Source organism: Streptomyces sp. NPDC085481 (genome assembly GCF_044541845.1).
In the GTDB taxonomy this organism is placed as follows: Bacteria; Actinomycetota; Actinomycetes; order Streptomycetales; family Streptomycetaceae; genus Streptomyces.
In genome coordinates this window covers 1121469-1144424 of the sequence record NZ_JBITTJ010000001.1, presented here as the reverse complement: position 1 = coordinate 1144424, position 22956 = coordinate 1121469, and the positions used below count along the sequence as shown (strand labels likewise).

21 protein-coding genes, 1 tRNA gene and 1 pseudogene are annotated in these 22956 nt (G+C 71.6%); 16 read left to right on the top strand and 7 right to left on the bottom strand.

Translation table 11 applies throughout. The features are described 5' to 3' along the window. Window positions 1-16 precede the first annotated feature (16 nt). Window positions 17-1285 carry a DUF445 domain-containing protein gene (locus tag ACIGEZ_RS05225; protein ID WP_399825856.1) on the top strand — a complete coding sequence of 423 codons (1269 nt, stop codon included), beginning with the start codon at window positions 17-19 and terminating at the stop codon, window positions 1283-1285. Window positions 1286-1307: 22 nt separating this feature from the next. Here the strand turns inward: ACIGEZ_RS05225 and ACIGEZ_RS05220 are convergent, their stop codons facing one another. Further along, on the bottom strand, window positions 1308-1607 hold the full coding sequence (locus ACIGEZ_RS05220) for a hypothetical protein (RefSeq protein ID WP_399825853.1): 300 nt from the start codon (window positions 1605-1607) through the stop codon (window positions 1308-1310). Window positions 1608-1671: 64 nt separating this feature from the next. After that, entirely contained in the window at window positions 1672-3438 is a 1767-nt protein-coding gene (locus ACIGEZ_RS05215; protein WP_399825850.1) for a DUF262 domain-containing protein, read from the bottom strand. Between the two features lie 206 nt (window positions 3439-3644). On the opposite strand from ACIGEZ_RS05215, the gene ACIGEZ_RS05210 reads away from it, so the two are divergent. Beyond that, window positions 3645-4433 carry a hypothetical protein gene (locus tag ACIGEZ_RS05210; protein ID WP_399825848.1) on the top strand — a complete coding sequence of 263 codons (789 nt, stop codon included), beginning with the start codon at window positions 3645-3647 and terminating at the stop codon, window positions 4431-4433. Between the two features lie 27 nt (window positions 4434-4460). Here ACIGEZ_RS05210 and ACIGEZ_RS05205 read toward each other — a convergent pair whose 3' ends face one another. Both ACIGEZ_RS05205 and ACIGEZ_RS05200 read right to left on the bottom strand, forming a co-directional pair. Further along, window positions 4461-7547, bottom strand: coding sequence for a DUF3427 domain-containing protein (locus ACIGEZ_RS05205; RefSeq protein WP_399826234.1), 3087 nt, complete (start codon window positions 7545-7547; stop codon window positions 4461-4463). 116 nt (window positions 7548-7663) lie between these two features. Continuing rightward, a complete protein-coding gene (locus tag ACIGEZ_RS05200) occupies window positions 7664-8665 on the bottom strand; it encodes an SEC-C metal-binding domain-containing protein (RefSeq protein WP_399825846.1) in 1002 nt (333 codons plus the stop codon). Window positions 8666-8779: 114 nt separating this feature from the next. Here ACIGEZ_RS05200 and ACIGEZ_RS05195 point away from each other — a divergent pair, with 114 nt between their 5' ends. Genes ACIGEZ_RS05195 through ACIGEZ_RS05185 form a run of 3 tightly spaced genes read left to right on the top strand, consistent with a single transcriptional unit; the run spans window position 8780 to window position 11368 of the window. Next, complete coding sequence (locus ACIGEZ_RS05195; protein WP_399825844.1) at window positions 8780-9550, top strand: class E sortase; 771 nt, start codon at window positions 8780-8782, stop codon at window positions 9548-9550. Between the two features lie 10 nt (window positions 9551-9560). After that, window positions 9561-9731 (top strand): hypothetical protein, encoded by a 171-nt coding sequence (locus tag ACIGEZ_RS05190; protein ID WP_399825842.1) that lies wholly within the window; start codon window positions 9561-9563, stop codon window positions 9729-9731. After that, window positions 9707-11368 carry a sodium:solute symporter gene (locus ACIGEZ_RS05185; RefSeq protein WP_399825840.1) on the top strand — a complete coding sequence of 554 codons (1662 nt, stop codon included), beginning with the start codon at window positions 9707-9709 and terminating at the stop codon, window positions 11366-11368. The genes ACIGEZ_RS05190 and ACIGEZ_RS05185 overlap by 25 nt, the downstream gene beginning before the upstream one ends. Here the strand turns inward: ACIGEZ_RS05185 and ACIGEZ_RS05180 are convergent. Beyond that, the gene (locus ACIGEZ_RS05180) at window positions 11331-12716 is read right to left on the bottom strand and encodes an MFS transporter (RefSeq protein WP_399825838.1); all 1386 of its coding nucleotides are present in this window, start codon (window positions 12714-12716) and stop codon (window positions 11331-11333) included. The genes ACIGEZ_RS05185 and ACIGEZ_RS05180 overlap by 38 nt on opposite strands. Window positions 12717-12874: 158 nt before the next feature. Here ACIGEZ_RS05180 and ACIGEZ_RS05175 point away from each other — a divergent pair, with 158 nt between their 5' ends. The 5 genes from ACIGEZ_RS05175 to ACIGEZ_RS05155 all read left to right on the top strand — a co-directional run bounded on the left by ACIGEZ_RS05175 (window position 12875) and on the right by ACIGEZ_RS05155 (window position 16192). Next, entirely contained in the window at window positions 12875-13405 is a 531-nt protein-coding gene (locus tag ACIGEZ_RS05175) for a winged helix-turn-helix transcriptional regulator (protein ID WP_399825835.1), read from the top strand. Between the two features lie 74 nt (window positions 13406-13479). Next, window positions 13480-13809, top strand: coding sequence for a DUF6412 domain-containing protein (locus ACIGEZ_RS05170; RefSeq protein ID WP_399825833.1), 330 nt, complete (start codon window positions 13480-13482; stop codon window positions 13807-13809). An 87-nt stretch (window positions 13810-13896) separates the two neighbouring features. Continuing rightward, a complete protein-coding gene (locus ACIGEZ_RS05165; protein ID WP_399825831.1) occupies window positions 13897-14616 on the top strand; it encodes a YidC/Oxa1 family membrane protein insertase in 720 nt (239 codons plus the stop codon). 137 nt (window positions 14617-14753) lie between these two features. After that, entirely contained in the window at window positions 14754-15611 is an 858-nt protein-coding gene (locus ACIGEZ_RS05160) for a fumarylacetoacetate hydrolase family protein (RefSeq protein WP_399825828.1), read from the top strand. Window positions 15612-15634: 23 nt separating this feature from the next. Then, on the top strand, window positions 15635-16192 hold the full coding sequence (locus tag ACIGEZ_RS05155) for a Uma2 family endonuclease (protein ID WP_399825826.1): 558 nt from the start codon (window positions 15635-15637) through the stop codon (window positions 16190-16192). A 21-nt stretch (window positions 16193-16213) separates the two neighbouring features. Here the strand turns inward: ACIGEZ_RS05155 and ACIGEZ_RS05150 are convergent, their stop codons facing one another. After that, entirely contained in the window at window positions 16214-17305 is a 1092-nt protein-coding gene (locus ACIGEZ_RS05150) for a Gfo/Idh/MocA family oxidoreductase (protein WP_399825824.1), read from the bottom strand. 56 nt (window positions 17306-17361) lie between these two features. Between ACIGEZ_RS05150 and ACIGEZ_RS05145 the strand changes: the two genes are divergently transcribed. From ACIGEZ_RS05145 to ACIGEZ_RS05120, 6 genes and pseudogenes are all read left to right on the top strand, one after another. After that, on the top strand, window positions 17362-18504 hold the full coding sequence (locus ACIGEZ_RS05145; protein WP_399825821.1) for an ROK family protein: 1143 nt from the start codon (window positions 17362-17364) through the stop codon (window positions 18502-18504). A gap of 117 nt (window positions 18505-18621) precedes the next feature. Further along, the gene (locus tag ACIGEZ_RS05140; protein WP_399825818.1) at window positions 18622-19674 is read left to right on the top strand and encodes a hypothetical protein; all 1053 of its coding nucleotides are present in this window, start codon (window positions 18622-18624) and stop codon (window positions 19672-19674) included. Window positions 19675-19839: 165 nt separating this feature from the next. Continuing rightward, a pseudogene (locus tag ACIGEZ_RS05135) lies at window positions 19840-20208 on the top strand (nucleotide pyrophosphatase); the annotation flags it as partial. An 80-nt stretch (window positions 20209-20288) separates the two neighbouring features. Then, on the top strand, window positions 20289-21068 hold the full coding sequence (locus ACIGEZ_RS05130) for an HAD-IIA family hydrolase (RefSeq protein ID WP_399825815.1): 780 nt from the start codon (window positions 20289-20291) through the stop codon (window positions 21066-21068). Window positions 21069-21230: 162 nt separating this feature from the next. Further along, complete coding sequence (locus tag ACIGEZ_RS05125; RefSeq protein WP_399825813.1) at window positions 21231-21863, top strand: hypothetical protein; 633 nt, start codon at window positions 21231-21233, stop codon at window positions 21861-21863. A gap of 36 nt (window positions 21864-21899) precedes the next feature. Then, window positions 21900-22541 (top strand): class F sortase, encoded by a 642-nt coding sequence (locus tag ACIGEZ_RS05120; RefSeq protein ID WP_399825811.1) that lies wholly within the window; start codon window positions 21900-21902, stop codon window positions 22539-22541. Between the two features lie 245 nt (window positions 22542-22786). Here the strand turns inward: ACIGEZ_RS05120 and ACIGEZ_RS05115 are convergent. Further along, a tRNA-Lys gene (locus ACIGEZ_RS05115) sits at window positions 22787-22860 on the bottom strand. Between the last annotated feature and the right edge of the window lie 96 nt (window positions 22861-22956).

Below are 22956 nucleotides of genomic sequence, written 5' to 3'. Positions count from 1 at the left end.
GAGGTGAGGTGAGGTGATGGTCGGCTTCACGTACACGGCGGCGGACGAGGAGAAGAGCAGGGGCGTCCGGCGGATGAAGGCCACGGCGACGGGCCTGCTGGCTCTGGTCGCCGTCGTCTACGCCCTGGCCACCTGGGCGCGGAACGCGGACGCGGGCCCCTGGGCCGGCTATGTGGCGGCCGCGGCGGAGGCGGGCATGGTGGGCGCGCTGGCCGACTGGTTCGCGGTGACCGCCCTCTTCCGGCGCCCCCTGGGCCTGCCGATCCCGCACACGGCGATCATCCCGACGAAGAAGGACCAGCTGGGCGCCTCGCTGGGCTCATTCGTGGGCGAGAACTTCCTGTCGGCCGACGTCGTACGGGGCAGGCTGCGCGGCTTCGGCATCGCGCGCCGCCTCGGCATCTGGCTGGCGGACCCGGCCCACGCGGGCCGCGTCACCTCGGAACTCGCCGCCGCCCTGCGCGGCGCCCTGACGGTGCTGCGCGACTCGGACGTGCAGGCGGTGGTCGGCGAGGCGATCACGCGGCGCGCGGAGGCGGCCGAGATCGGCCCGGGCCTCGGCAAGACCCTGGACCGGATCGTCGCCGACGGCGCCCACCACCGGGCGGTGGACCTGGTCTGCGCCCGGGCGCACGACTGGCTGGTGACGCACGGCGACTCGGTGATGGACGCGGTGCAGGGCGGGGCACCGGGCTGGACCCCACGCTTCGTGGACCGCAAGGTAGGCGAACGCGTCTACCGCGAGCTCCTCCGCTTCGTGACGGAGATGCGGGACATGCCGGGCCACCCGGCGAGGGGAGCGATCGACCGCTTCCTGACGGACTTCGCGGCGGACCTGCAGGCCGACACCGACACACGGGCCCGCGTGGAACGCCTGAAGTCCGACCTGCTGGCCCGCCCCGAGGTCCAGGACATCATCGCCTCGGCCTGGTCCTCGGTCCGCGCCCTGATCCTGGCGGCAGCGGAAGACGACCAGAGCCAACTCCGCCGCCGCGCCCGCGCCTCCCTGATCTCGCTGGGCAGCCGCCTGTCCACCGACGCCCGCCTCCAGGCCAAGGTCGAGGGCTGGGCGGAGGACGCGGCGGCGTACGTGGTCACTACCTACCGCGCCGAGATCACGTCCCTGATCACGGACACGGTCGCCGGCTGGGACGCCACCCAGACCTCGAAGAAGATCGAGGCCAACATCGGCCGCGACCTCCAGTTCATCCGCATCAACGGCACGGTGGTCGGCGCCCTGGCCGGCCTCCTGATCTACACGATCAGCCACGCACTGGGCGGCTAGGGGGCGGGCAGCGGATCACGGTCTAGCGCTTGCGGGTCACGGCCCACGAGGTGGCGGCCATGGCTCCGGCCACCGAGAACACCGCGGGCCACGCCCCGACCTTCTTGGCGAGCGGATGCGACCCGGCGAACGCGGCGACGTACGCCCCCGTCAGCCCGGCCGCCGCCTTCCCGCCTGCCACCTGCCGCCACTCCCGAGCCGCAACCCCACCGGCCACCGCAAGCACCACCCCACCGAGCGGCCTCTTCTTGGTCCACCGAGCTACGGCATATCCGCCGACAAGACCGGTGGCGGCGATGGCGGGGGAGGGGATGCGGGGCATGGGGTCACCTCGTGTTCGAATCGGCGTCTCTCCGTACGAGCCTAACGAGGGCCCCTTGCCCTCCTCAGCGCCCGTCGTCCCTGCGGGAGCCGACGGGCCACACGTCCACGGCGATCTTGGCGAGATCAGCCTGCCGCTCCTCGATTCCGCGTGCTCGCCAGCCGCCCAGCTCGGCGTCCCAGAGTCGCTCGATGCCCGAGTCGTACGTGATGAGCAGGGACGAGGAACTGTAGGCGTCGACCTTCTCCGGGTACGCCTTGTTGGAGGCGATCCGGTTCTTCCGACCGTGCAGAAGCGTCTGGTTTCCCAAGCGGTTGACCCAGACCGTGTGGTCGTCGAGGCGGAACTCGGGCTCCGGGGACTGCGGGTAGATGTGCTCGACGTGGACGGCCGTCGCGCCGGCCACGACCACGTCATCCACACCGGCCGTCCGGCGGAGGTGCTGCTCGATGGTGGAGAGCAGGTAGCGGGCCTGGGTGCTGCGCGGGATGGGGGCCTGCTCGAAGTCCGCCTGGAACGTCGCGTCGTCGGGGGTCCAGCTGGTGATCTGGTCGAACACCCCATCGGTGCTCAGACCGGCGCTGACCTGCTTGGCCAGGTCGAAGAGCTTCTCCTCCAGCAGCGTGGACTCGCGCCGCCCCACGACCGTCCAGCGGACGTAGTAGCTGATGAGGGCCTGGGTGACCTGCTCCATCTCGGCGTACGGGGACTTCTCGGAGACGGCGAGGAGCAGCGGGTAGGCCGCGTCCGCGTTGAGGCTCTTCACCTCGTCCAGCAAGGTGTCGAGCGTCTCGACGGTCGTGCTGGCCGTGATGAGTTCGATGTACCGGCCCGACGCGTTCTGAAGTTCCGCGGCGAAGGTACGCACTTCGTAGCGGGGCGCCACCGTCTCGAACCGCTTGGTGAGGTCCTTGCGGATCGTCGTGTAGAGGCTGTGCGAACGCACGTCGCCGTGGCGGGCGACCCAGAAATGGCGCAGGAACTTCTCTATGTCCTCACGCCGCTCGAATCCGTCGAGAAGGGACCGCCACGCATTGTTCACGCGATCCTTCTCCTCGTCGTCCCGGCTCTTTTCCATCAGGAAATTTCGGACGAGGTCGACGGTAGAGAGGTCTTTTCCGCGGGAGTTGATGGTCTCGAAGACCTCGTTTGCATCGCTGGAGGTCGGTGTCTGGACTTCGACGAACACCAGACCCTTGACCAGGCAATCGGCCAACTCATCCAGCCAATCGAGTCGGTCTTCCTCGGCGTAAATCTCCTCCAGTGCGGTGGAAATGTGGCCCTTGAAGGCCGAGTATGCGTCCTGGATGAGCTTGTGCGAAGGTCGAGAGGGCTGCTCCGTGGTGGCGATCCTGCCCGCGCTCTCGCTCCAGTTCTGGATGTAATCCTTGAAGAAGTCCCGGTCGAAAAGCGAAAGGGTGAGGAAATACTGGGGCCGCGAGTGCCGGCCGTCGCGGCGTGCGATGTAATCGCGTTGGATGTTGTTCGCCATGACACGGGCCTCGGTCGAAGCCATGGTCCCGAGGGTGTCGCGTATGGCGGCGATCAGGATGGTCGAGGTGGTGAGGCGCTGCTGGCCGTCGAGGAGCGACCGGGCCGTGATCTTGTCGTCGGTGATGGTCACAATGGGGCCGATGAAGTATTCGGACGACGCCTGGCTACCGGTTCGCCGAGCCCGCATGAATTTCTGGATATCGGCCCAGTAGGTGTCCACCTCGCGCTTTCCCCACGCGTATTGGCGCTGACTGTCATTCGGTACCTCAACCGGCGGGTTGTTGGCTCCGATGAGCTGGCCGAGCGTCTGGCGGGCGGCGTTCTTGATGATGGCCATGGCGGTCCTCCCCGAGTCTTGGAAGAGGCTATCCCGCCAGGCGTTGGCTGCGCCGCGCATGTCGCTATCTACGTCATGACCTGCGTAGTTTATGGCGAATTGTCGCTACCTATTGGGGAGTCGGGAGCGGGTTGTCTCCTCCAGGTTCCACCACCCCGATCTGGTAGTTTCGTTGTTTCTGAGCTGCTCAAGCTGTGAGGTGGGGGATGGAGATGAGAATTCCCGGCACGAGTGCCCACGGTCTGCACGAGATTCTGGTGCGCGTCTGGGAGTCGGGGGCTCATAACTTCCGGGGTGGATGGGCCGATGCGCTGGGCGCCGAGTGGGGCTCCTCGGAGTTCGCTCGACGGCATGCTGAAGTGGCCGGCCTGCTCGCCGAGACAATTCGGCAGGTGCAGGCGCTGCCGGATGCCCAGCAGAATCGATACTCCCGCTATTTCCCGCAGTGGTGGACGGCTGTGGTGCAGCCGGACGTGAGCTGGTCGGATCCGGGGCGCCCCGCCCGCGTACTGGTCACACAGGAGACGCTTGACCATCTCGCGTCGGCGGCCGACCTCCTCAAGGGCGCGCTCCAAGGCACCAGCTCGGCGCCCTCGGGTGCCAACCTGGAAGGACTGAGGGAGAGTTGTCACTCCTGGCTCGACATTCTGGCGGAGATGCCCGAGGGCGAGTTGCCCCTCTCCTTGCAGGAGGAGATCACGGCTCAGATCCGTCACCTCCTGTGGCTCATCGACAACGCGGCTCTGTTCGGTGCGGCCCGGATCGCGCGCGAGTCCTCCTCCGTGGTCGGCGCTTTGGCGCAGGCGTCCACAGTGCTGACCGGCCAGGACGCCCAGACGAGCGGGAAGTGGAAGCGCGGGTTCTTGGCCTTCGTCACGGCCTCGGCGCTCTTCGCCACCGGAGCCACGCAGGTTCAGACGGCGATCGACGCCGGCTCGGGTCTCGTGAAGGAGATCGCCCAGGTCGTGGAGAGCGGGACCGGCCCGGCGAAGTAGCGGGCCGGTTCGAGCGGACCGCCGGAGCTACCCCGCCGTGACCGCGGAGTACGTCCACACGTCGGCGGGCATCTCGTGGAGCAACCGCCACGTGATCCCCATCGGCTTGCTTCCCTTGTGCGTGACGTACTCCGCGGGTCCGAGCAGGAGCCACGGCTGAGGGCCACCGATGTCCGTCTTCTTGTAGCGGCGGACGAAGAGCAGGACGTGGGAGCCGCCCTCCTGGTGCGTCTGGTAGCGCCGGCCCGTCGCGGAAGTGTCCGACGTTCGGTTCTGCGACTCCCAGTGGAAGAGGGATTCGTTCAGTGCGTAGTCGTGGTACCGCGTCTGCGGGGAGAAGTCCTTCTCGTCCTTCTCGAGCGTGATGAAGAGCGCGTCGGTCCCGATGCCCTCGCACCATCTGATGCCCTCCCGGAAGTGGCCTGGCACCTCGCGGTCGATGAAGGACTGTCCCAGGGCGGGCAGGATCTCCTCGCGACTGTAGGAGGCGTGGACCGTCAAAGGCAGGCTGGCAAGCGGACCTTCCAGGCTGATCGGAACATGGTCCAGACGGTCGAGCACGTACGCCAGCACCTGACGCAGCTCGTCGCGGACGGCGTGCTGGGGGCGGAGTGACTCCAGACCCTCCTCGTAGCTGGTGAAGCCGCTCAGGGGCCAGAGCGAGAAGTAGAGCATGCGCGCGAAGGCTTGCTCGCGCTCAGTGAGCTCGCCGTAGCGTGGTGCGTCATCCTCGAGGAGCTTGGAGTACAGGGCGATCCGCTCCGGATCATCCGTGTGGTGGAAGGCCGAGACGCGCTTCAGGAGCGCGTCCTCGCCGTGCGGGGCCTCCTTCGGTAGCAGCCCAGAGCGTCGGAGCAGACCGGTCCAGGAGTTGCCGGTACCGCGGTAGAGCTCCTTCAGATCGCGGCCGCTCTCCCTGAGATACGTCGCGAGCTGCGGCTCGCCGTACCGCCGTACTTCCTGTGCGAGTTGCGTGACATTGACACTGATCTGACTGCGAATGTTGTCGATGATCATTTCCTTGGCCTTGGACTCAAGGATGATCTGACAGCCGGAGGGAAGCTGGGGAAAGTCCTGCTCGATGTTGGCCAACAAGCGGTTACGCGTGAGGTTGGTCAGGGCCCGGAACTGTTCCTCGAAACGGAACTCCCTGCGGTGCTGCCCAATGAAGTCGAGCACCGTCAGTACAGCCTTGTCCTGGGTGCGGCGCAGCCCGCGGCCCAGCTGCTGAAGGAAGATCGTGGCGCTGGACGTGGGGCGCAGCAGAAGCAGGGTGTCGACATCCGGGATATCCAAGCCCTCGTTGAAGAGGTCCACAGAGAAGATCACTTGTATCTCTCCGGACCTCAACGCATCCAGCGCGGCTTTACGTTCCTCTCGGGGGGTCTCGCCAGAGAGCGCGACGGCGTTGAGGCCGGCGCGACGGAAGAACTCCGCCATGAACGCGGCGTGGGAGACGGATACGCAGAAGCCGAGCGCCCGCATGCTGCCAGGGTCAGACACCTTGTCCCGCACGGCCTGCACCACGAGTCGGGCCCGGGCGTCATTGCCCGTGAACAGATTGCTCAGGACCGACGCGTCATAGGATCCGCGCTTCCAGGCGATGGCGCTCATGTCCGTGTTGTCGGTGACGCCGAAGTAGTGGAACGGGCTCAGCAGGTCGTTCTCCAGCGCCTCCCAAAGGCGCATCTCCGCCGCGATGCGCCCGCCGAAGAACTCGTCCTGGACGTTGCGGCCGTCCATGCGCTCGGGGGTGGCGGTGAGCCCGAGGAACTCGACGGGTCGGAAATGGTCAAGTATCTGGCGGTATGTGGAGGTGACGCCGTGGTGGAACTCGTCGATGACGATGATGTCGAAGTGGCTCGGATCAAGCGCTTCGAGTCGCTCCGAGGTCAGTGACTGGACGCTTGCGAAGACGTACCGCCACTTCTCTGGTGTGATCCCGCTGTGCAGTTCCTCGCCGAAGTTCGCGTCTACGAGGACGTCCTGGTACGTGCGGAGGGACTGGCGGAGGATCTCCTGCCGGTGGGCGACGAAGAGCAACCGCAGGTCTCGGCCGTGCTGTTGGCGCAGATGCTTGTAGTCGAGGGCGGCCATGACGGTCTTCCCCGTGCCCGTGGCCGCCACGAGGAGATTGCGGTGTCGGTCATGCACCTCCCGTTCGACCTGGAGGCGTTCCAGCATGTCGCGCTGGTGGGGGTACGGGCGCACCTCGAGCCCCGACAAGGTGATCGGGCGATCCGTACCTCGGTCGTTACCGCGGCCGGCGGCCGTCCGGAGGGCCTGATCGAGGCGCGTCGCGTCCCTATCCGGGTCGTACGTCTCGAAGGCGGGGTCGCTCCAGTACGAGTCGAATGTCGCCTCGAACTTGCGCATCGCGTCCGGCGTCGCGACGGAGGACAGTCTGACGTTCCACTCCAGCCCGTCGAGTAGAGCCGCCTTCGACAGGTTGGAGCTGCCGACATACGCGGTGTCGTAGCCGCTGCTCCGCCGGAAGAGCCAGGCCTTGGCATGCAGGCGCGTGGAGCGGAGCTCGTAGTTGACCTTCACTTCGGCGTCGAACCGCTGCACGAGTCGATCGAGCGCGCGGCGGTCGGTGGCGCCGATGTACGTCGTCGTGATGACCCGTATGGGGACACCCCGTGCGTGAGCCGCCTCGAGGGACTGCTCGATGACCCGCAGCCCGTGCCACTTCACGAAGGCGCAGAGGAGATCCACACGGTCGGCCGTGGCCAGCTCCGCGCGCAGCTCGAACCCCAGGCTGGGGTCGTCCGGCGCATTCGTGATGAGGGCCGCTTCGGCCAGCGGGGTGGCGGGGCGGATCCGATAAACGCCCTTGGCCTCCTGCTGGGCGAGTGCGAGTAGTTGGCGAGGTCCGTCGGAGACGAGATCGACCCACTCCCGGGCGCCGTCGATGCTGTTCATCGAGTCGAGGATGTGGTTCGCCGCGTGCACGCGGTCCGCTGGAGGCAGTCCTTCGAGGATGCGGCGCACCGTGTCCGCCACGTGCTTCGCGATGACCCGCGGGGAGGATTCAGGGCCGACGGTGTCGTCGATCGCCTGCCAACCCTGCTCCGCGAGCGCGGCGAGCTGGGTCTCCAACCGCAGGGTCATGAGCTGCTCGTAGAGCCCCGCGGCTGGCTCGTCGGCACTGGTAAGACTGGTCACTTCTTCCCCTCCCCGCTCCCGAGGCACCAGTCATACCAGCCGTCCCCGACAGCGGCTGCCGGTCACTCCGCCCCGTGGCACTCCCCGTAAGTCCGGCCCGACCCGCACCAGCAGGATGCCGAGCGGAGTGGGGGCCATGGGGTGGCGCGGCCGCGGGCGGCGAGGGTGGTGGCGTACTGGGGGAGGAGGTCGGGGTTGGCGGGGGAGGAGGTCTCCGAGGCGGCGAAGGCCTCGTAGGAGGGGACGGTGGCCGGGACGATGCCCAGGTTGGGGGTGCCGGCCTGGGCCAGTTCGCGGAGGGAGGCCTCGATGTCGGTGAGGTGGGCGCGGTACGTGGGGTACTCCGCCTCCAGCTCCGGGTACGCGGCCAGCAGCTCGTCCAGTTCCCGTTCCGGCCAGTGCAGGACCGCCACCGGGAACGGGCGGGACAGGGCCGTGCGGTAGGAGCCCAGCTCCGAGCGGAGGCGGGCGATCTCCGCCTGGAGCTCGGCCGGGTCCGATGAGCCCAGGGACCACAGGCGCTTCGGGTCGTGCAGCTCGTCGAGGGGGACCTGTCCCGTGTGCAGGCGGTCCGCCAGCGTGTCGTAGGCGTCGTGGGGCAGGGCCAGCAGGCGGCGGACCCGGTGGCGGCCCGACAGGAGGGAGTGGGTCGCGTAGGGGAGTTCCTCGTCCGACGGCGACACCAGCAGGCGGGCCGCCTCCGTGAAGGTCGCCTCCGCCTCCTCCAGCTCGTCGTGGGACTCCAGCGTCTCCGCCGCGATCGCCCAGGGCGCCGCCTCCGCGGGGCGTTCCCGCCGTACGCCCTCGATGATCGCCCGGGCCTCGGCCTCGTGGCCGTACTCCCACAGGTTCGCGGCCTTCAGCGACCTGATGAGGAGCGGGTCGGCCGGGTCGGTGGCGAGCAGGCTGTCGTACAGCGCCGTCGCCCGCTCGCGGTCGCCCGCCAGCTCCAGGTGGGCCGCCGCGCGCAGCAGGAGCGGCTCGCGGTCCTCCGGGTACTGCCCCGCGGTGCGGAGCAGGCGCTCGGCTTCGGTGGTGTGGTCGGCAGGAATATCGGGGCGCATGCCCACCACCGTACTGCTGTACGGCCCTGGAGAGTTGGCGCTCCAGCGCTTATCGTGCCCGCCGTGCGGGGTCGGCAGGGGCGTGTACAGGGGTTTGTACAGGGGCGTGTTCCGGTGGTCGTGCAGGCGCGCGCGGGGCGCGGTCCCGTGGCCCGCGCCCTGTGGGTGTCCGCCGAGGTCTTCGTAACCTGCGGTGTTGTCGTGCTGCTCTTCGTCGTGCACCAGGTCTGGTGGACCAACCAGCAGGCCCGCGCCGAGGCCGGTCAGCAGGTGCGCAACCTCGAACGGGCGTGGGACTCCTCACCCTCGCCCTCACCCCCGCTCCCGTCCCCGTCGATGGCAACCGTGCCGGATGCCCCGGATTCCGCCGACTCCTCCGACTCCGTGGGCGGGAGTCCGCCTCCAGGCGGCGGCCCCCCTGTGCCCGCGGCCCCGCCCGCCACCGCCTCCGCCTACGCCGTCCTCCGCATCCCCCGTCTCGGCCTCACCGTCCCCGTCGCCTCCGGTGTCGGCAAGCGCAAGGTCCTCGACCGCGGGTTCGCCGGGCACTACCCCGGCACCGCCGAGCCCGGCCGTACCGGCAACTTCGCCCTCGCCGGGCATCGCAACACCCACGGCGAGCCCTTCCGGTACGTCAACCGCCTCCGGCCGGGCGACACCATCACCGTCCGGACCCGCGACAGGACGTACACCTACCGCGTCGACCGGGTCCTCCCGCAGACCTCGCCCCGTGACACCGGCGTCATCGCCCCCGTGCCGCGGTCGCTCTACAAGCCGTCCTACGGGTACGACCGACCCGGGGCCTTCCTCACGCTCACCACCTGCACCCCGGAGTACACCTCCACCTACCGGTTGATCGTCTGGGCGAAGCTGGTGGCCGATTAGTCTCGGGCGGGTGATCAGACGTCGGCCCCAGCTGCTTTGGCTGCTTGTTCCCTACCTCCTGTTCGTCGGCGTGCTGCCGTTCGTCAACCGGGTTCCGCTGCTCTTCCTCTGGCTGCTGGGGGCCACCGTCCTCACCCCCATGGCCGTGGCCATGGCATGGCGGGGGGACCGGAAGCGGTGAGTGCCGCGGTCTGGATCCTCGCCGGTTTCCTGGCGCTCACGGTCGTCCTCGGGCTGCTCGCCGCCCGGCGGCAGGAGCGTGGCGGGCTCGCCGACTGGTCCGTCGGCGGGCGGTCGCTCGGACCCGTGTTCATCTGGGTGCTGATGGCCGGCGAGGGCTACACCAGCTTCAGCTACCTCGGCGCCGCCGGCTGGGGCTACAACTACGGCGCCCCGGTGCTGTACGTCGTCGCGTACATGTCCTGCGGCTACGCCGTCGGCTATCTCGTCGGGCCCATGCTCTGGGGGTACGCCCGCAAGCACGGCCTCGTCTCCCTCAGCGACATGGCCGCCCACCGCTACCGCAGGCCCTGGCTCGGCGCCGTCGTCGCCGTGCTCGCGACCGTGTTCCTCCTGCCGTACATCCAGCTCCAGATCACCGGCATGGGCGTGGTCGTGTCGACCGTCTCGTACGGGAGGATCGGGCTCGACCTCGCCTACTTCCTCGCCTTCGCCGTCACCACCGGCTTCGTCGTCGTCAGCGGGCTGCGCGGCAGCGCCTGGGTCTCCGTCCTCAAGGACAGCCTCGTCATCCTCACCCTCGGCTTCCTCATCGTCTACGTCCCGCTGCACTACTTCGGCGGGTACGGCCACTTCTTCCAGCGGCTCGTCGACGAGAGGGGCGAGTGGCTGGAGCTGCCCGGGCACGGTGGCGAGCAGAGCGGGTACGGGGTCGGGTGGTTCGCCTCCACCACGCTCCTCAACTCCCTCACCGTCGTCGTCTTCCCCACGACCGTCGCCGGCTACCTCGGCGCCCGCGACGCCGACACCCTGCGCCGCAACGCCGTCTGGCTGCCCGCCTACAACGTGCTGCTCTTCGTCCCCATGCTGCTCGGCATGGCCGCCCTCTTCGTCGTCCCCGGGCTCACCGGCGCCGAGTCGAACCTCGCGCTCTTCAAGCTGGTGACCGACTCGCTGCCCGGCTGGGCGGTCGGGCTCGTCGGGGTCGCCGCGGCACTGTCGTCGATCGTGCCGATGGCCGTGTTCATGCTGGTCATCGGGACGATGTGGGGGCGCAGCGTGCTCTCGCTCGTGCCGCGTCCGAAGGCGCGGGAGAAGGGGCTCTCGCAGGTGGTCGTGGTCGTCGCCGGGACGCTCGCGCTGGTCATGACGTACACCGCGCCCAACACCCTCGTCCGGCTCTCCCTCATCTCGTACGAGGGGATGGCCCAGTTCCTGCCGCTGCTGCTGCTCGGCCTCGTCTGGCGGCGGATGAGTCTTCACGGGGGCGTCAGCGGGCTCGTGGTGGGCGTCGGGATCGTCTGCGGGCTCGTCTTCAGCGGAAACGATCCCCTGTGGGGCGTCAACGCGGGGCTCCTCGCCCTCCTCGCCAACCTCGCCGTCGCCGTCCTCGTCAGCCTGTACGGGCCCGCCGGCGCCCCCGACGAACGGGAGGACGAAGAGGTGCTCGCCCGCGAGGAGTTCACCGACGCCCGGCTCCCCGCGAAGGTGGGTGGGGGGCGGGGGCGGGGACGGGTGAGGGCGTCCGTCCCCCGGCGGTGTGCCGCAGAGGCGTTCGTCCCGCGGCGCCGCCCGGGTCAGCGCGCCGCCCCGCCGCACCTCACCGGCGCCCGGTTCCCCCTGCCACCGCGACCGTGAGTGCCGCTCCCGCGAGCCCCAGCGCCGCCGACACCAGCAGGGTCACGTCGGCGCCCGCAGTCGACAGGGCCAGGGCCAGGGCCACGCCCGCCGAGGAGCCGATGTAGCGGGCCGTGTTGTTGGCGCCCGAGCCCATCGCCGCGCGCGCCTGCGGTACGGAGTCCACCGTGAGCCGGGGCAGTGCCGCGTTCAGGAGGCCGCTGCCCACGCCGGCCACGACCAGGCCGGGCAGGAGGCGCGGCCAGCTCGCGCCCTCCAGCGCGCCGTACAGGGCGAGGACGCCCGCCGTCGAGAGGACGAAGCCCAGGGCCAGTTGGTACGTGGCGGGGACCCGGCCCGCGAGGCGGCGGACCTGCAGGGCCACCAGGAACGCCGTGCCCGACCAGAGGAGGAAGAGCCAGGCCGTCGTCAGGGGCGACATCCCGGAGCCCTTCTGGAGCAGCGCCGGCAGCACACTGAAGAAGCCGATCACCGCCAGGCCCGTGAACAGCGCCGCCGCCGTCGCCGCCCGGAACGCCGGCCGCCGGAACAGCGCCAGGTCGATCATCGGCGCCCGGCTGCGCCGCTCCACGAGCACGAACAGCGCGGTCAGCAAAGCCGCTGCGCCCAGCAGCAGGCCCACCGGCGGGCGCAGCCAGCCGTCCCGGCCCAGCGTGAGCGCGGTGAGCAGGGCGGCCAGGGCGAGCCCGAGGGTGAGCGCCCCGGCGGTGTCCGGGCGTCCCTCGCGCGGGGCCCGGGACTCGACGAGGGTACGGGTGCCCAGCGCGGCCACGATCAGCGTGGCGGCGCCGAGGACCTCGTACGTGAGGCGCCAGTCGGCCAGGCTGCTCAGGGTCGCCGCGAGCAGCGGTCCGATCGCGGTGCCCGCGCTGACGAAGGCGCCCCACACCCCGGTCGCCCTGATCCGGGCCGCGCCCGAGGGGTACGCGTGGGCCAGCAGGCCGAGGCTCGCGACGAGTACGGCCGCGCCGGCCGCGCCCTGCGCGATGCGGGCGAGCGTGAAGGTGAGGGTGGAGTTCGCGAGGCCGCCGAGGGCGGTGGTGAGGCCCATGCCGAGGGTGCCGAGCAGGAAGACCCGGCGTCGCCCGTGGTCGTCGGCGAGGCTGCCGGCCACCAGGAGGAGCATGGCGAGCCCGAGCGGGGTGCCGTTGAGCAGCCAGGCCTGCGCGGAGGCGGGGGTGCCGAAGGCGCGGGCGGTGCTCGGCAGGGTGAGCATCGGGGCCGCGTAGTTCATCAGCATGAGGGCCGTGGCGGCGCTGGTGACGGCGAGGGTCGCGCCGGGGCGGACGGTGGCCGCGCCGGTCGTCTGCTGAAGCGCGGGGGGCGCGCCGGTCGTGAGCTGGGGCATTGCCGGAGACCTCGTGACTTCGTGGGAGGAGGAAGCGGGGGAGAGCGGGGGAGCGCGGGGCGGGAACGCGGACGTGGGTTCGTTCACTGAACCTTCCCTTTCGTCCCACCGTACCAGTAGAGGTTCAATCATTGAACCTGGTCCGCTAGACTCGTCCCATGGCTCTCGGCAAGGACTACGCGACCCAGCAGTGCTCCATCGCCCGCGCCCTCGAAGTCGTCGGCGAGCGCTGGACCCTCCTCGTCGTGCGGGACGCCTTCTACGGCGTGCGCCGCTACAACGACTTCCTCGTCCACCTCGGCGCCCCCCGGGCCGTCCTCGCCACCCGCCTCCAGGCGCTCGTCGAGGCCGGGGTCCTGGACAAGCGCCGCTACCAGGAGTCGCCGCCGCGCGACGAGTACGTGCTCACCGAGCGCGGCGTCGCCCTCTGGCCGGTCATCCGCTCGCTCGGTCTGTGGGGGCGCGAGAACGTGCCCGGCACCCTGCCCATGCGGCACTTCCACCACGCCGAGTGCGGTACCGAGGTCGGCTCGTACGGCGAGTGCCCGGCCTGCCGGCTGCCCGTCCACCCCGCCGACATCGAGATGCGGCCCGGCGCCGGCCTCGACCCCGACCCCGCCGACCCCGTCAGCCGCGCCCTCCTGGCCCCCCGCCGGCTCCTCGTTCCCTTGGAGGGCGACCGGGTGTGAGCGATCCTGTATAACGGTCGGAAGGCCGGAAGACGCCAAACGGTCGACGTGAACGGATGGGAAAGGAGGAAGGCATGCCCCGCGGACTCAGCGCACTCGGCGGCCCCGGCGGGCTCCTGCTGCGCGTCCTCGCGCCGCTCCTCTTCCTCCTCGCCCTCGCCGACCTGCTGCTCTCCGACGGCTCCGCCGGCGGCGGCCTCTCCGCCGCGTTCGCCATGGCCGCGACCGCCTTCGTCTGCACCCTGATCGGCGCCCGTACGGCCCTGCCCGTACCGCCCACCCGGGTCCGCACCGCCCTGCGCGACCGCGCGCGGCGCACCGCCTTCCTGCCGCAACGCGACCCCGACGCCTCGGGTCGTCGCAGGCCCCGGGCACCCGGCCGTCCCCTCCCGACGGCCGCGTAGGGGCACCACCACCGAGCGCTCTCCACGCGGTTCCGTCCTGCCGAGCTCCTGCATCTTTGGCACGACGAGACCCCTCGGAGGGCTCCCATGTCCGTTTTCGCGTCCCTGGTCGAGCGCATCGCCGACCTGCTCCACCCGCTCTTCGGCGCCACCGCGACCGCCGCCGCGATCGTCCTGTTCACGATGGCCGTACGGCTGGCCGTCCACCCCCTCTCCCGGGCCGCCGCCCGCGGCCAGAAGGCCCGTACCCGGCTCGCCCCGCAGCTCGCCGAGCTGCGCAAGAAGCACGCCAAGAACCCCGAGCGGCTGCAGAAGGCGGTCATGGAGCTGCACGCGGCGGAGAAGGTCTCGCCGTTCGCCGGCTGCCTGCCGAGCCTGCTCCAGGCGCCCGCCTTCTTCCTGATGTTCCACCTGTTCTCCAGCGGGCGGATGGCCGGCCACAGCCTCTTCGCCGCGCCGCTCGGCGACCACTACGCCGACGCCCTCGCCCACGGGGGCGTGCTCGGCCCGGCCGGCCTGGTCTACCTCGTGCTCTTCGCGATCGTCGCCGCCGTCGCCACGTACAACTTCGTCCGCGCCAAGCGGCAGCCCGCCCCGACCGTGGACACCGACCAGCCCGGCGCCGGAGCCGTCGCGGGCCTGGTGCGGTTCATGCCGCTGCTCTCCTTCGCGACCCTGATCTCGGTCGCCGTCGTGCCACTGGCCGCCGCGCTCTACATCGTCACCAGCACCACCTGGACCGCCGTCGAGCGGGCCTTCCTCTACCGGGACATGCCCGCGGCCGGCGGACTGGTTACCGCCGCGTAAGGGTCCAGGGTGTGAACGGGGTCTTGCAGAGTGCCCCTTTGTCTTGGAGGATCGACCAATCCTCCGATGGCCGCACTCCATCGGCCGGGGCTCACCACGGCCCGCCCCCGGGCCACCTCGACCACAGGGAGAAGACCATGAAGCTGCTGCGTGTCGGCCCGGCGGGGGCCGAGCGGCCCGCCCTCCTCGATGAGGACGGAACGCTGCGGGACCTGTCCGCGCTGGTCGACGACATCGACGGCGGTCTGCTCGCCGACGCCTCCGCGCTCGACCGCGTCCGCGCCGCGCTCAGCGCGGGCGTGCTGCCCGCGCTCGACGCGACCGGGCTGCGCGTCGGGCCGCCGGTCGGCCGGATCGGCAAGGTCGTGTGCATCGGGCTGAACTACCACGGCCACGCCGCGGAGATCGGCGCCGCGACCCCGGAGGAGCCCGTCGTCTTCCTCAAGGCCCCGGACACCGTCGTCGGGCCGGACGACACCGTGCTCGTACCGCGCGGCTCGGTGAAGACGGACTGGGAGGTCGAGCTCGCCATCGTCATCGGCCGCACCGCCCGCTACCTGGAGACCGACGAGCAGGCCCTCGCCCACGTCGCCGGGTACGCGCTCGCCCACGACGTCTCCGAGCGGGAGTTCCAGATCGAGCGCGGCGGCACCTGGGACAAGGGCAAGAACTGCGAGACCTTCAACCCGCTCGGCCCGTGGCTGGTCACCGCCGACGAGGTGCCCGACCCGCAGGACCTCGGCCTGAAACTGTGGGTCAACGGGGAGCTGAAGCAGGACGGCCACACCTCGGACCAGATCTTCCCGGTCGCCGAGGTGGTCCGCTACGTCAGCCGGTTCATGACCCTCTACCCCGGCGACATCATCAACACCGGCACGCCGGCCGGCGTCGCCATGGGCCAGCCCGAGCCCAAGCCGTACCTCCGGGCCGGCGACGTCGTCGAGCTGGAGATCGAGGGCCTGGGAAGGCAGCGGCAGGAGCTGAAGGACGCGTAGGCTGGTGCCCCGAGGAGGGCACCATGACCGTTACGCAGTCCGGAGTGACACTCGACGAGTTCGAGGCGTTCGATGCCGCGTCGCCCGAGGGCCTTCACGTCGAGCTGATCAACGGGAGGCTCTTGGTGACTCCGGCTCCGGACGGGGACCACGACGAGAACGTGATCTCGATCGGTGACCAGGTGCGCGCTCATGATGCGGGCCTGCGTATCTACCAGGAGCGCGGTCTCGCGGTGCCCGCGTACCGTGCGGGGCGTGCGCGCGTCGACGGCGCCGTTGCTCCCGTCGGATACTTCCGAGGGCAGCCGTCCTGGTCGGACCCCTCGGGAGTGCTCCTCGTCGTCGAGGTGACGTCGGGGCGGGAAGCGGACGCCGAAGTCGACCGGATCGACAAGCGCGACGCCTACGCCCAGGCCGGGATCCCGGCCTACCTGCTCATCGACCGGCACCGGGGCGAGGCAGTCGTGCACTGGGAGCCTTCGGCAGGCCGCTATCTGCACGAATGCCGTGCGGTGTTCGGCGCGAAGCTCGCGCTGCCCGAGCCGTTCGGGTTCGACCTGGACACGTCCGAGCTGGCGTAGGTCTCTCAGGCGTAGGGCCTCTCAGGAGAGCCGGACCGCTACGCCCTCGCGGGCGGACCGCTTCGCCGCCTCCAGGACGTCGAGCGCGGCGGCCGCCTCCCGTGCCGTCACCGGGTTCTCGCCGGTGCCGCGCAGGGCGGCGGCGACGGCCGTGTAGTAGGCGGGGTAGTCGCCCGGCAGGGTCTCGACCGGGGCGCCGCCGCCGGTCAGCGGGGACTCGCCCGAACCGATCCGGCCCCACACGCCCTCCGGCTCCAGGCCCCAGACGGCGCCGGGCTCCGGCCGCAGGCCCTCGCGCAGCGCGGCCTCCTGGGGGTCGAGCCCGTACTTGACGTAGCCGGCGGTGCTGCCGAGGACCCGGAAACGGGGGCCGAGCTGGGCGGTGGTGGCGCTCACCCAGAGGTGCGAGCGCACGCCGTTCGCGTGGGTGATCGCGAGGAAGGTGTCGTCGTCGGCGGTGGCGCCCGGGCGGCGCACGTCGGACTCCGCGTACACGCGGACGGCCGGGCCGAAGAGGACCAGGGCCTGGTCGACGACGTGGCTGCCGAGGTCGTAGAGGAGCCCGCCGATCTCCTCCGGGGCGCCGGATTCGCGCCAGCCGCCCTTCAGCTGCGGACGCCAGCGCTCGAAGCGGGACTCGAAGCGCTGGACCTCGCCGAGCGCGCCCTCCGCGATGAGCGAGCGCAGCGTGCGGAAGTCGTTGTCCCAGCGGCGGTTCTGGAAGACGGAGAGCAGCAGACCGCGCTCGTCGGCGAGGGCGGCGAGGGTGCGCGCATCGGCGGCGGTGCCGGCCAGCGGCTTGTCGACGACGACCGGCAGGCCGGCCTCCAGGGCGGCGGTGGCGATCGGGACGTGGGTCTTGTTGGGGGAGGCGACCACGACCAGGTCGAGCTCGTCCGCGCGTGCCCACAGCGCCTCGGGCGAGTCGTCGACCCGAACGCCCGGGTGCTCGGCGCGGGCCTGGGCGGCGCGCTCCGGGTTGCCGGTGGTGACCGTGTCGAGGACGAGGTCGGGGGAGGCGGCGATCAGCGGGGCGTGGAACACGGAGCCCGCGAGGCCGTAGCCGACGAGTCCGACGCGGAGGGGGGCGGGTTCGGAGGTGGTGCCAGTCATGCCCACCACTTTGGCAACGCTGTTGCCAAAGTGCAAGCGACGGGGACAATGGCCTGGTGAGGACTGATACGAGTGGGGTGAACCTGCCGGCCCTGCGCAGCCACAACGCGGCGCTGGTGCTCGATCTGCTGCGCGTGGCGGGGGAGGACGGGCTCAGCCGCCCCGAGCTGGCGGAGCGGACCGGCCTCACCCCGCAGGCGGTCAGCAAGATCACCGCACGGCTGCGGGCCGAGGGCCTGGCGGCGGAGGCCGGACGGCGCGCGTCGACGGGCGGCAAGCCGGCCACGGCACTGCGGCTCGTGCCGGCGGCGGCGTACGCGATCGGCCTCCAGCTCGACCGCGACGAGCTGACCGCCGTCCTGCTCGACCTCGCGGGCGAACGCGTCGCCGCCCGCCGGACCCCGCTGGACCTCGGCGGGGGCGCGGAGCCGGTCCTCGCCACGGCACAGGCGGAGGTGGCGGCCCTGCTGGCGACGGCGGCCGCGACCGGAACCGCCGTCGGCGGTGTCCTCGGCGGCGTCCTCGGTGTCGGCGTCGCCATGCCCGGGCCGCTCGACCACCGGTCCGGAACCCCCGGCCGCGTCACCGGGTTTCCCGAGTGGGACGGCTACCCGCTGCGCGACGAGCTGGCGCGGCGGCTCGGCCGGCCGGTCGTGCTCGACAAGGACACCAACGCCGCCGCCCTGGGCCTCGCCCTGCGCCCCGGCGCGCCCGGCTCCTTCGCGTACGTCCACCTCGGTACGGGCCTGGGCGCGGGCCTCGTCCTCGGCGGGGCGGTGCTGCGCGGCGGCAGGACGGGCGCCGGTGAGCTCGGGCACCAGACGGTGCAGCTCGACGGGCCGCCCTGCGACTGCGGCGGGCGCGGCTGCCTGGAGGTGCTGTGCCTGGCGGCGCTGGCGCGCGGGGACCTCGGCGGGGCCGCCCGCATCCTCGGCACCGGCGCAGCGAACCTGGTCCGGCTGCTCGACATCGACCGGGTCCTGCTCGGCGGCCGGGCGGTCCTCGCGGACCCGGAGGCGTACGCGCGCGGCGCCCGGGAAGTCCTGGGCGAGCTGGGGCTTCCGGCGGACGTGGCGGTGGCGGCTGCCCCGTACGCGGTGGCGGAGGGCGCGGCCCAGCTGATCCTCGCCCCGGTCTTCGGCAAGGAACCCCCGGTCGCGGAGCCCACGCCCCCATCCGACCATCCGAAAATAGTCTGATCGGGCGGAATGTCCGGGTGTACGGGGTGCCCGGCCGCGTCGCTGCCGCCCCCACCCCGCCCCGCGTGGCAGCGTCGCGGCCATCCGCACGTCCGCGAGCAGCAAAGGCACCGCCCCATGCGACTGCGCAAGGCCCTCGCCCTCGCCGCCCTGACCACGGGCGCCACCGTCCCGGTGGCCCACGCCCTGGCCGCCCCCGGCCTCGCCGCCGCCCCCTTCCCCGTACCGGCGGTCCGCGCGCCCGCGCCCAGCTGCGGCCAGGAGGACGCCCCGGACTTCCCCCTCGGGACCCGGATCCACGGTGGGCCCGAGGCGTACACGGCGGGCGCGGACTTCCGTACGTGGAACCTCGACCTCACCAACACCACCGCCGAGCCCTGCCGGGGCATCCACCCGGTGCTCGTCCTCGTCGACCGCGAGCGGACGCTTCGGCCCGCCCAGATCCGGGCGGAGTTCTTCGACGCGGCGGCGGGGCTGTGGCGGCCGGTCGCGTTCGAGGGGACCGAGCAGGCGGAGAGCGTGGGCGTGTTCAGCGCCGCCCCCGCCGCCCCGAGCGCGTCGGCCGCACCGGGAGCGTCTCCCCAACCGCCCCCCGCCCCCGCCTTCCCCGGCTTCGCCGTGCCCGCCGGCGGCACCCTCACCGTGCCCGTACGGCTCGCCTTCAGCGCCGACACCGCGCCCGACGAGGTGACCGTCAACGCCGCCGTCGTGCAGCGGCGGGGCGACGACGGGGACTGGGTCGGCGAGTCGGGCGACTACCTGCTGACCGTCGGCCCCGCCGACCCGGACACCGCCCCGGACACCGACCCGCCCCCGACCACCACGCCCCCCAAGGACCCCGCCCGCCCCACCGCCCCAAGCGCGACCCCCGGCCCGAGCCTGCCCGAACTCGCCGGTACGGGAGCCGACACGGGAGCCGACTGGGGCGACGGCCCGGGAGCCGGTGGCGCGGCCGGCCCGGGAGCCGGCGCCGGACGCGGCCCCGGAGCCGGCGCCACAGCCGGCCCGGCCCCCGACACACGGGCCGACCCGGGTCCCGGCGCCGAAGCCGACACCAGAGCCCGTACGGGCCGCGAGACCGCCCTCCGCCTCGCCCCCCTCTCCGCGGCCCTCCTCCTCGCGGGCGCGGCGCTGCTCTACGTCGCCCGCCGTCGCCGACGGCACCCGTAAGCCATGCCGCGTACACCCTCCCGTTCATTCCGGTCTGCATCGATCATCGGGTGAACAACCCGAGCAGCCACAGCAGTTCCGGCCACCCCGGCGCCCCGATCCGCTCCGGCATCCCCGAGCACGGCCGCATCCCCAAGTACTACGCCGTCAAGGCGAAGGTCGCCGCTCAACGTCCGCTCCCGTGGCGTCTTCGCCGTCGCCGACTCCGACGAGTGGGCGGACAAGTCCTTCTCCGGCACGCACGACTCCACGCTGGTCACCCCTGCGTACGGCGTCTCCGGCGCGGCCCGGGTCACCCTGGACTTCACCACCTTCTACCGCCAGGAGGGCAGCCAGCGCGCCGAGATCCTGGCGAGCTTCAACGGCGGTACGCCGACGGTCGTGAAGAGCTACACCGCGGACGTGATCTCCCGTCCCCAGTCGCTCACGCTCGACGTCCCCACCGGCGCGTCCAGCGTGAGCTTCCGCTTCCGCTACACCGGTTCCAACAACTGGTACTGGGTGATCGACGGGGTCAAGGTCAGCACTTCCTGATTAGGCTGGGGGCGTCGCCACAGCGCTGTCGCGTCGCCCCCAGCACACCGCACGTCTTGTACGGCAGGAGTCCCGCACCCATGGCAGAACGCAAGCCGATCGAATCCTGGCTCACCGACATGGACGGCGTCCTCATCCACGAGGGCGTGCCGATCCCCGGCGCCGACGCGTTCATCACGAAGCTGCGGGAGACCGGGAAGCCCTTCCTGGTCCTCACCAACAACTCGATCTACACCGCCCGCGACCTCCACGCGCGCCTCGCCCGCATGGGCCTCCAGGTCCCGGTCGAGAACATCTGGACCTCCGCGCTCGCCACCGCCGAGTTCCTCGACGACCAGCGCCCCGGTGGCACCGCGTACGTCATCGGCGAGGCCGGCCTCACCACCGCGCTGCACGACATCGGCTATGTGCTCACCGACCACGACCCGGACTACGTGGTGCTGGGCGAGACCCGTACGTACTCCTTCGAGGCCATGACCAAGGCGGTCCGGCTGATCAACGCCGGTGCCCGCTTCATCTGCACCAACCCCGACGAGACCGGCCCGTCCCTTGAGGGCCCGCTGCCCGCCACCGGCTCGGTCGCCGCGCTGATCACCAAGGCGACGGGCAAGGAGCCGTACTTCGCGGGCAAGCCGAACCCGCTGATGATGCGCACCGGCCTGAACGCGATCGGCGCCCACTCCGAGTCCAGCGCCATGATCGGCGACCGGATGGACACCGACATCCTGGCCGGCCTTGAGGCGGGCATGCAGACCTTCCTGGTGCTGACCGGGCTGACCACGCAGGCCGATGTGGACCGCTACCCGTTCCGCCCGTCCAAGATCGTCAAGTCGATCGCGGACCTGGTCGACCGCGTCTGAGGCGGGCGGCGCCTGAGGCCGGCGGCGTCTGAGGCCGGCGGCGTCTGAGCCGACGGCGCCGAGGTCGACCCCAGCGGAATCCCGGGGCCGGCCTCCCGGTCGGACCCCTGCGGATGCGAAGCGAGCGGAACCGGGTGACCCTGCCAGTACCAGGAGGTCACCATGCGTTCAGGTCCCATCGCTCTCCGTGCCGCGGGAGCGGCAGTGGTGCTGGTGCTCGCGCCCACGGCGGGCACCGCCCTCGCCGACGACGGGGTGAAGGCCGCCGTCACCCCGTCCACCGCCTCGCCCGGCGCCGACGTCGACATCCGCGTCGACGGCTGCAAGGGCACCACCGGCTCCGCCAAGTCCCACGCGTTCGTCGCGGACGCCGAGCTCACCGGCCGTGACGGCGGGAAGTCCCCGCTGTTCGGCGACACGACCCTCAAGGTGGGCCTCGACGAGGGCACGTACCACGTCAGCGTGACGTGCGACGGCCGCAAGCACGCCGACGTCGGCACGGTGCACGTGAAGCGCCACCACGAGCCCACGCACGAGCCCACGCACCAGCCGACCCACCAGCCGGCCCACCATCCGTCGCCGATCGCGCCGGTGCGGGCCGGCGGCGGTGGCACGGCCGCCTTCGCGGCCCCCGCGGCGCCCGGCGTCGCTCAGACCGCCGACGAGGCGGGCCTTGGCACCCCGTACACCCTCCTGGGCCTCGGCCTGGCCGCGGTCGCCGCGGTGGCCGTCGCCTTCCGCAGCGCGCGCCGACGCGGCAGTGACGGCGCGGGTGCGGGCCAGGGCGCGGACTGACCGCATGGGCCACGGACCGGCGCACGGAGCGATCGCGTGACGTCGGGGCGGGCGCTGACCGGAACGGCCTGGGCGGTGCTGCTGCTCGGCCTGTGGGTCTGGGGCCGGGACGGCGATCTCCCGTCCGGCGGCTCGGCGCCCACGACCGGCGACGTCGCCGCCGTCGGCCGCCCCCTCGGCGTACCCCTGCCCCCGGCGCACGCCGCCCTGAAGCCCGCCGAACCACGCCGCGTGGAGGTCCCGTCCCTGGGCCTCAGCGCCCCCGTGGTGGCCCGCGGCCTGGACGCCGAGGGGGCGATCGACCCGCCGCCGTACGAGATGCCGCAGACCGTCGGCTGGTACGGCGCGGGCACCCGCCCCGGCGCGGACGGCGCCGCCCTGTTCGTCGGCCACGTCGACACGAAGACCGGCCCCGCCGTGTTCTACGGTCTGAGCGCGGCCCGGCCCGGCGCCACGGTGAACGTGACCCGTTCGGACGGAAGCGTCGCGGAATTCACGATCGATGACGTCCAGGTGGTGGAGCGGACGGCGTTCGACGCCCGGAAGGCGTACGGCCGGCACCGGCCGGCGGGGGCGGAACTGCGCTTGATCACGTGCGGGGGGACGTTCGACCGGGAGGCGGGGGCGTACACGGCGAATGTGGTGGTGTCGGCGTACCTGACGGGGGTGCGGGGCTGAAGGCGCGGGCTGTTGCCGCCGACCGGGCTCCGGCCGGCGGGCCTTGTCCCTCCGTCCGCCGGCCGGACCGGTCCTCGACCGCGGGCTCACGGGCCGCGGGAGGAGCCCGGCGCCGACGCGGGAGGTCGGGATTCCGCTCACTGTAGGACCCTGGGGCTCGCTGTGGACCGCTGTGGACCGGGGAAACGACGACCGACGACACGACTGAGGCCCTTCACCTGATGGTGAAGGGCCTCAGTTTCGCGTGCGCCGCCAGGGACTCGAACCCCGGACCCGCTGATTAAGAGTCAGCTGCTCTAACCAACTGAGCTAGCGGCGCCTGCTGACCTGCATAACTCTACAGGACCCCGAAGGGTGCTCCTGACCATTTACGGTCCCGCCCGGCCTGTCGGATGGTCGTATTGAGACTTCGATC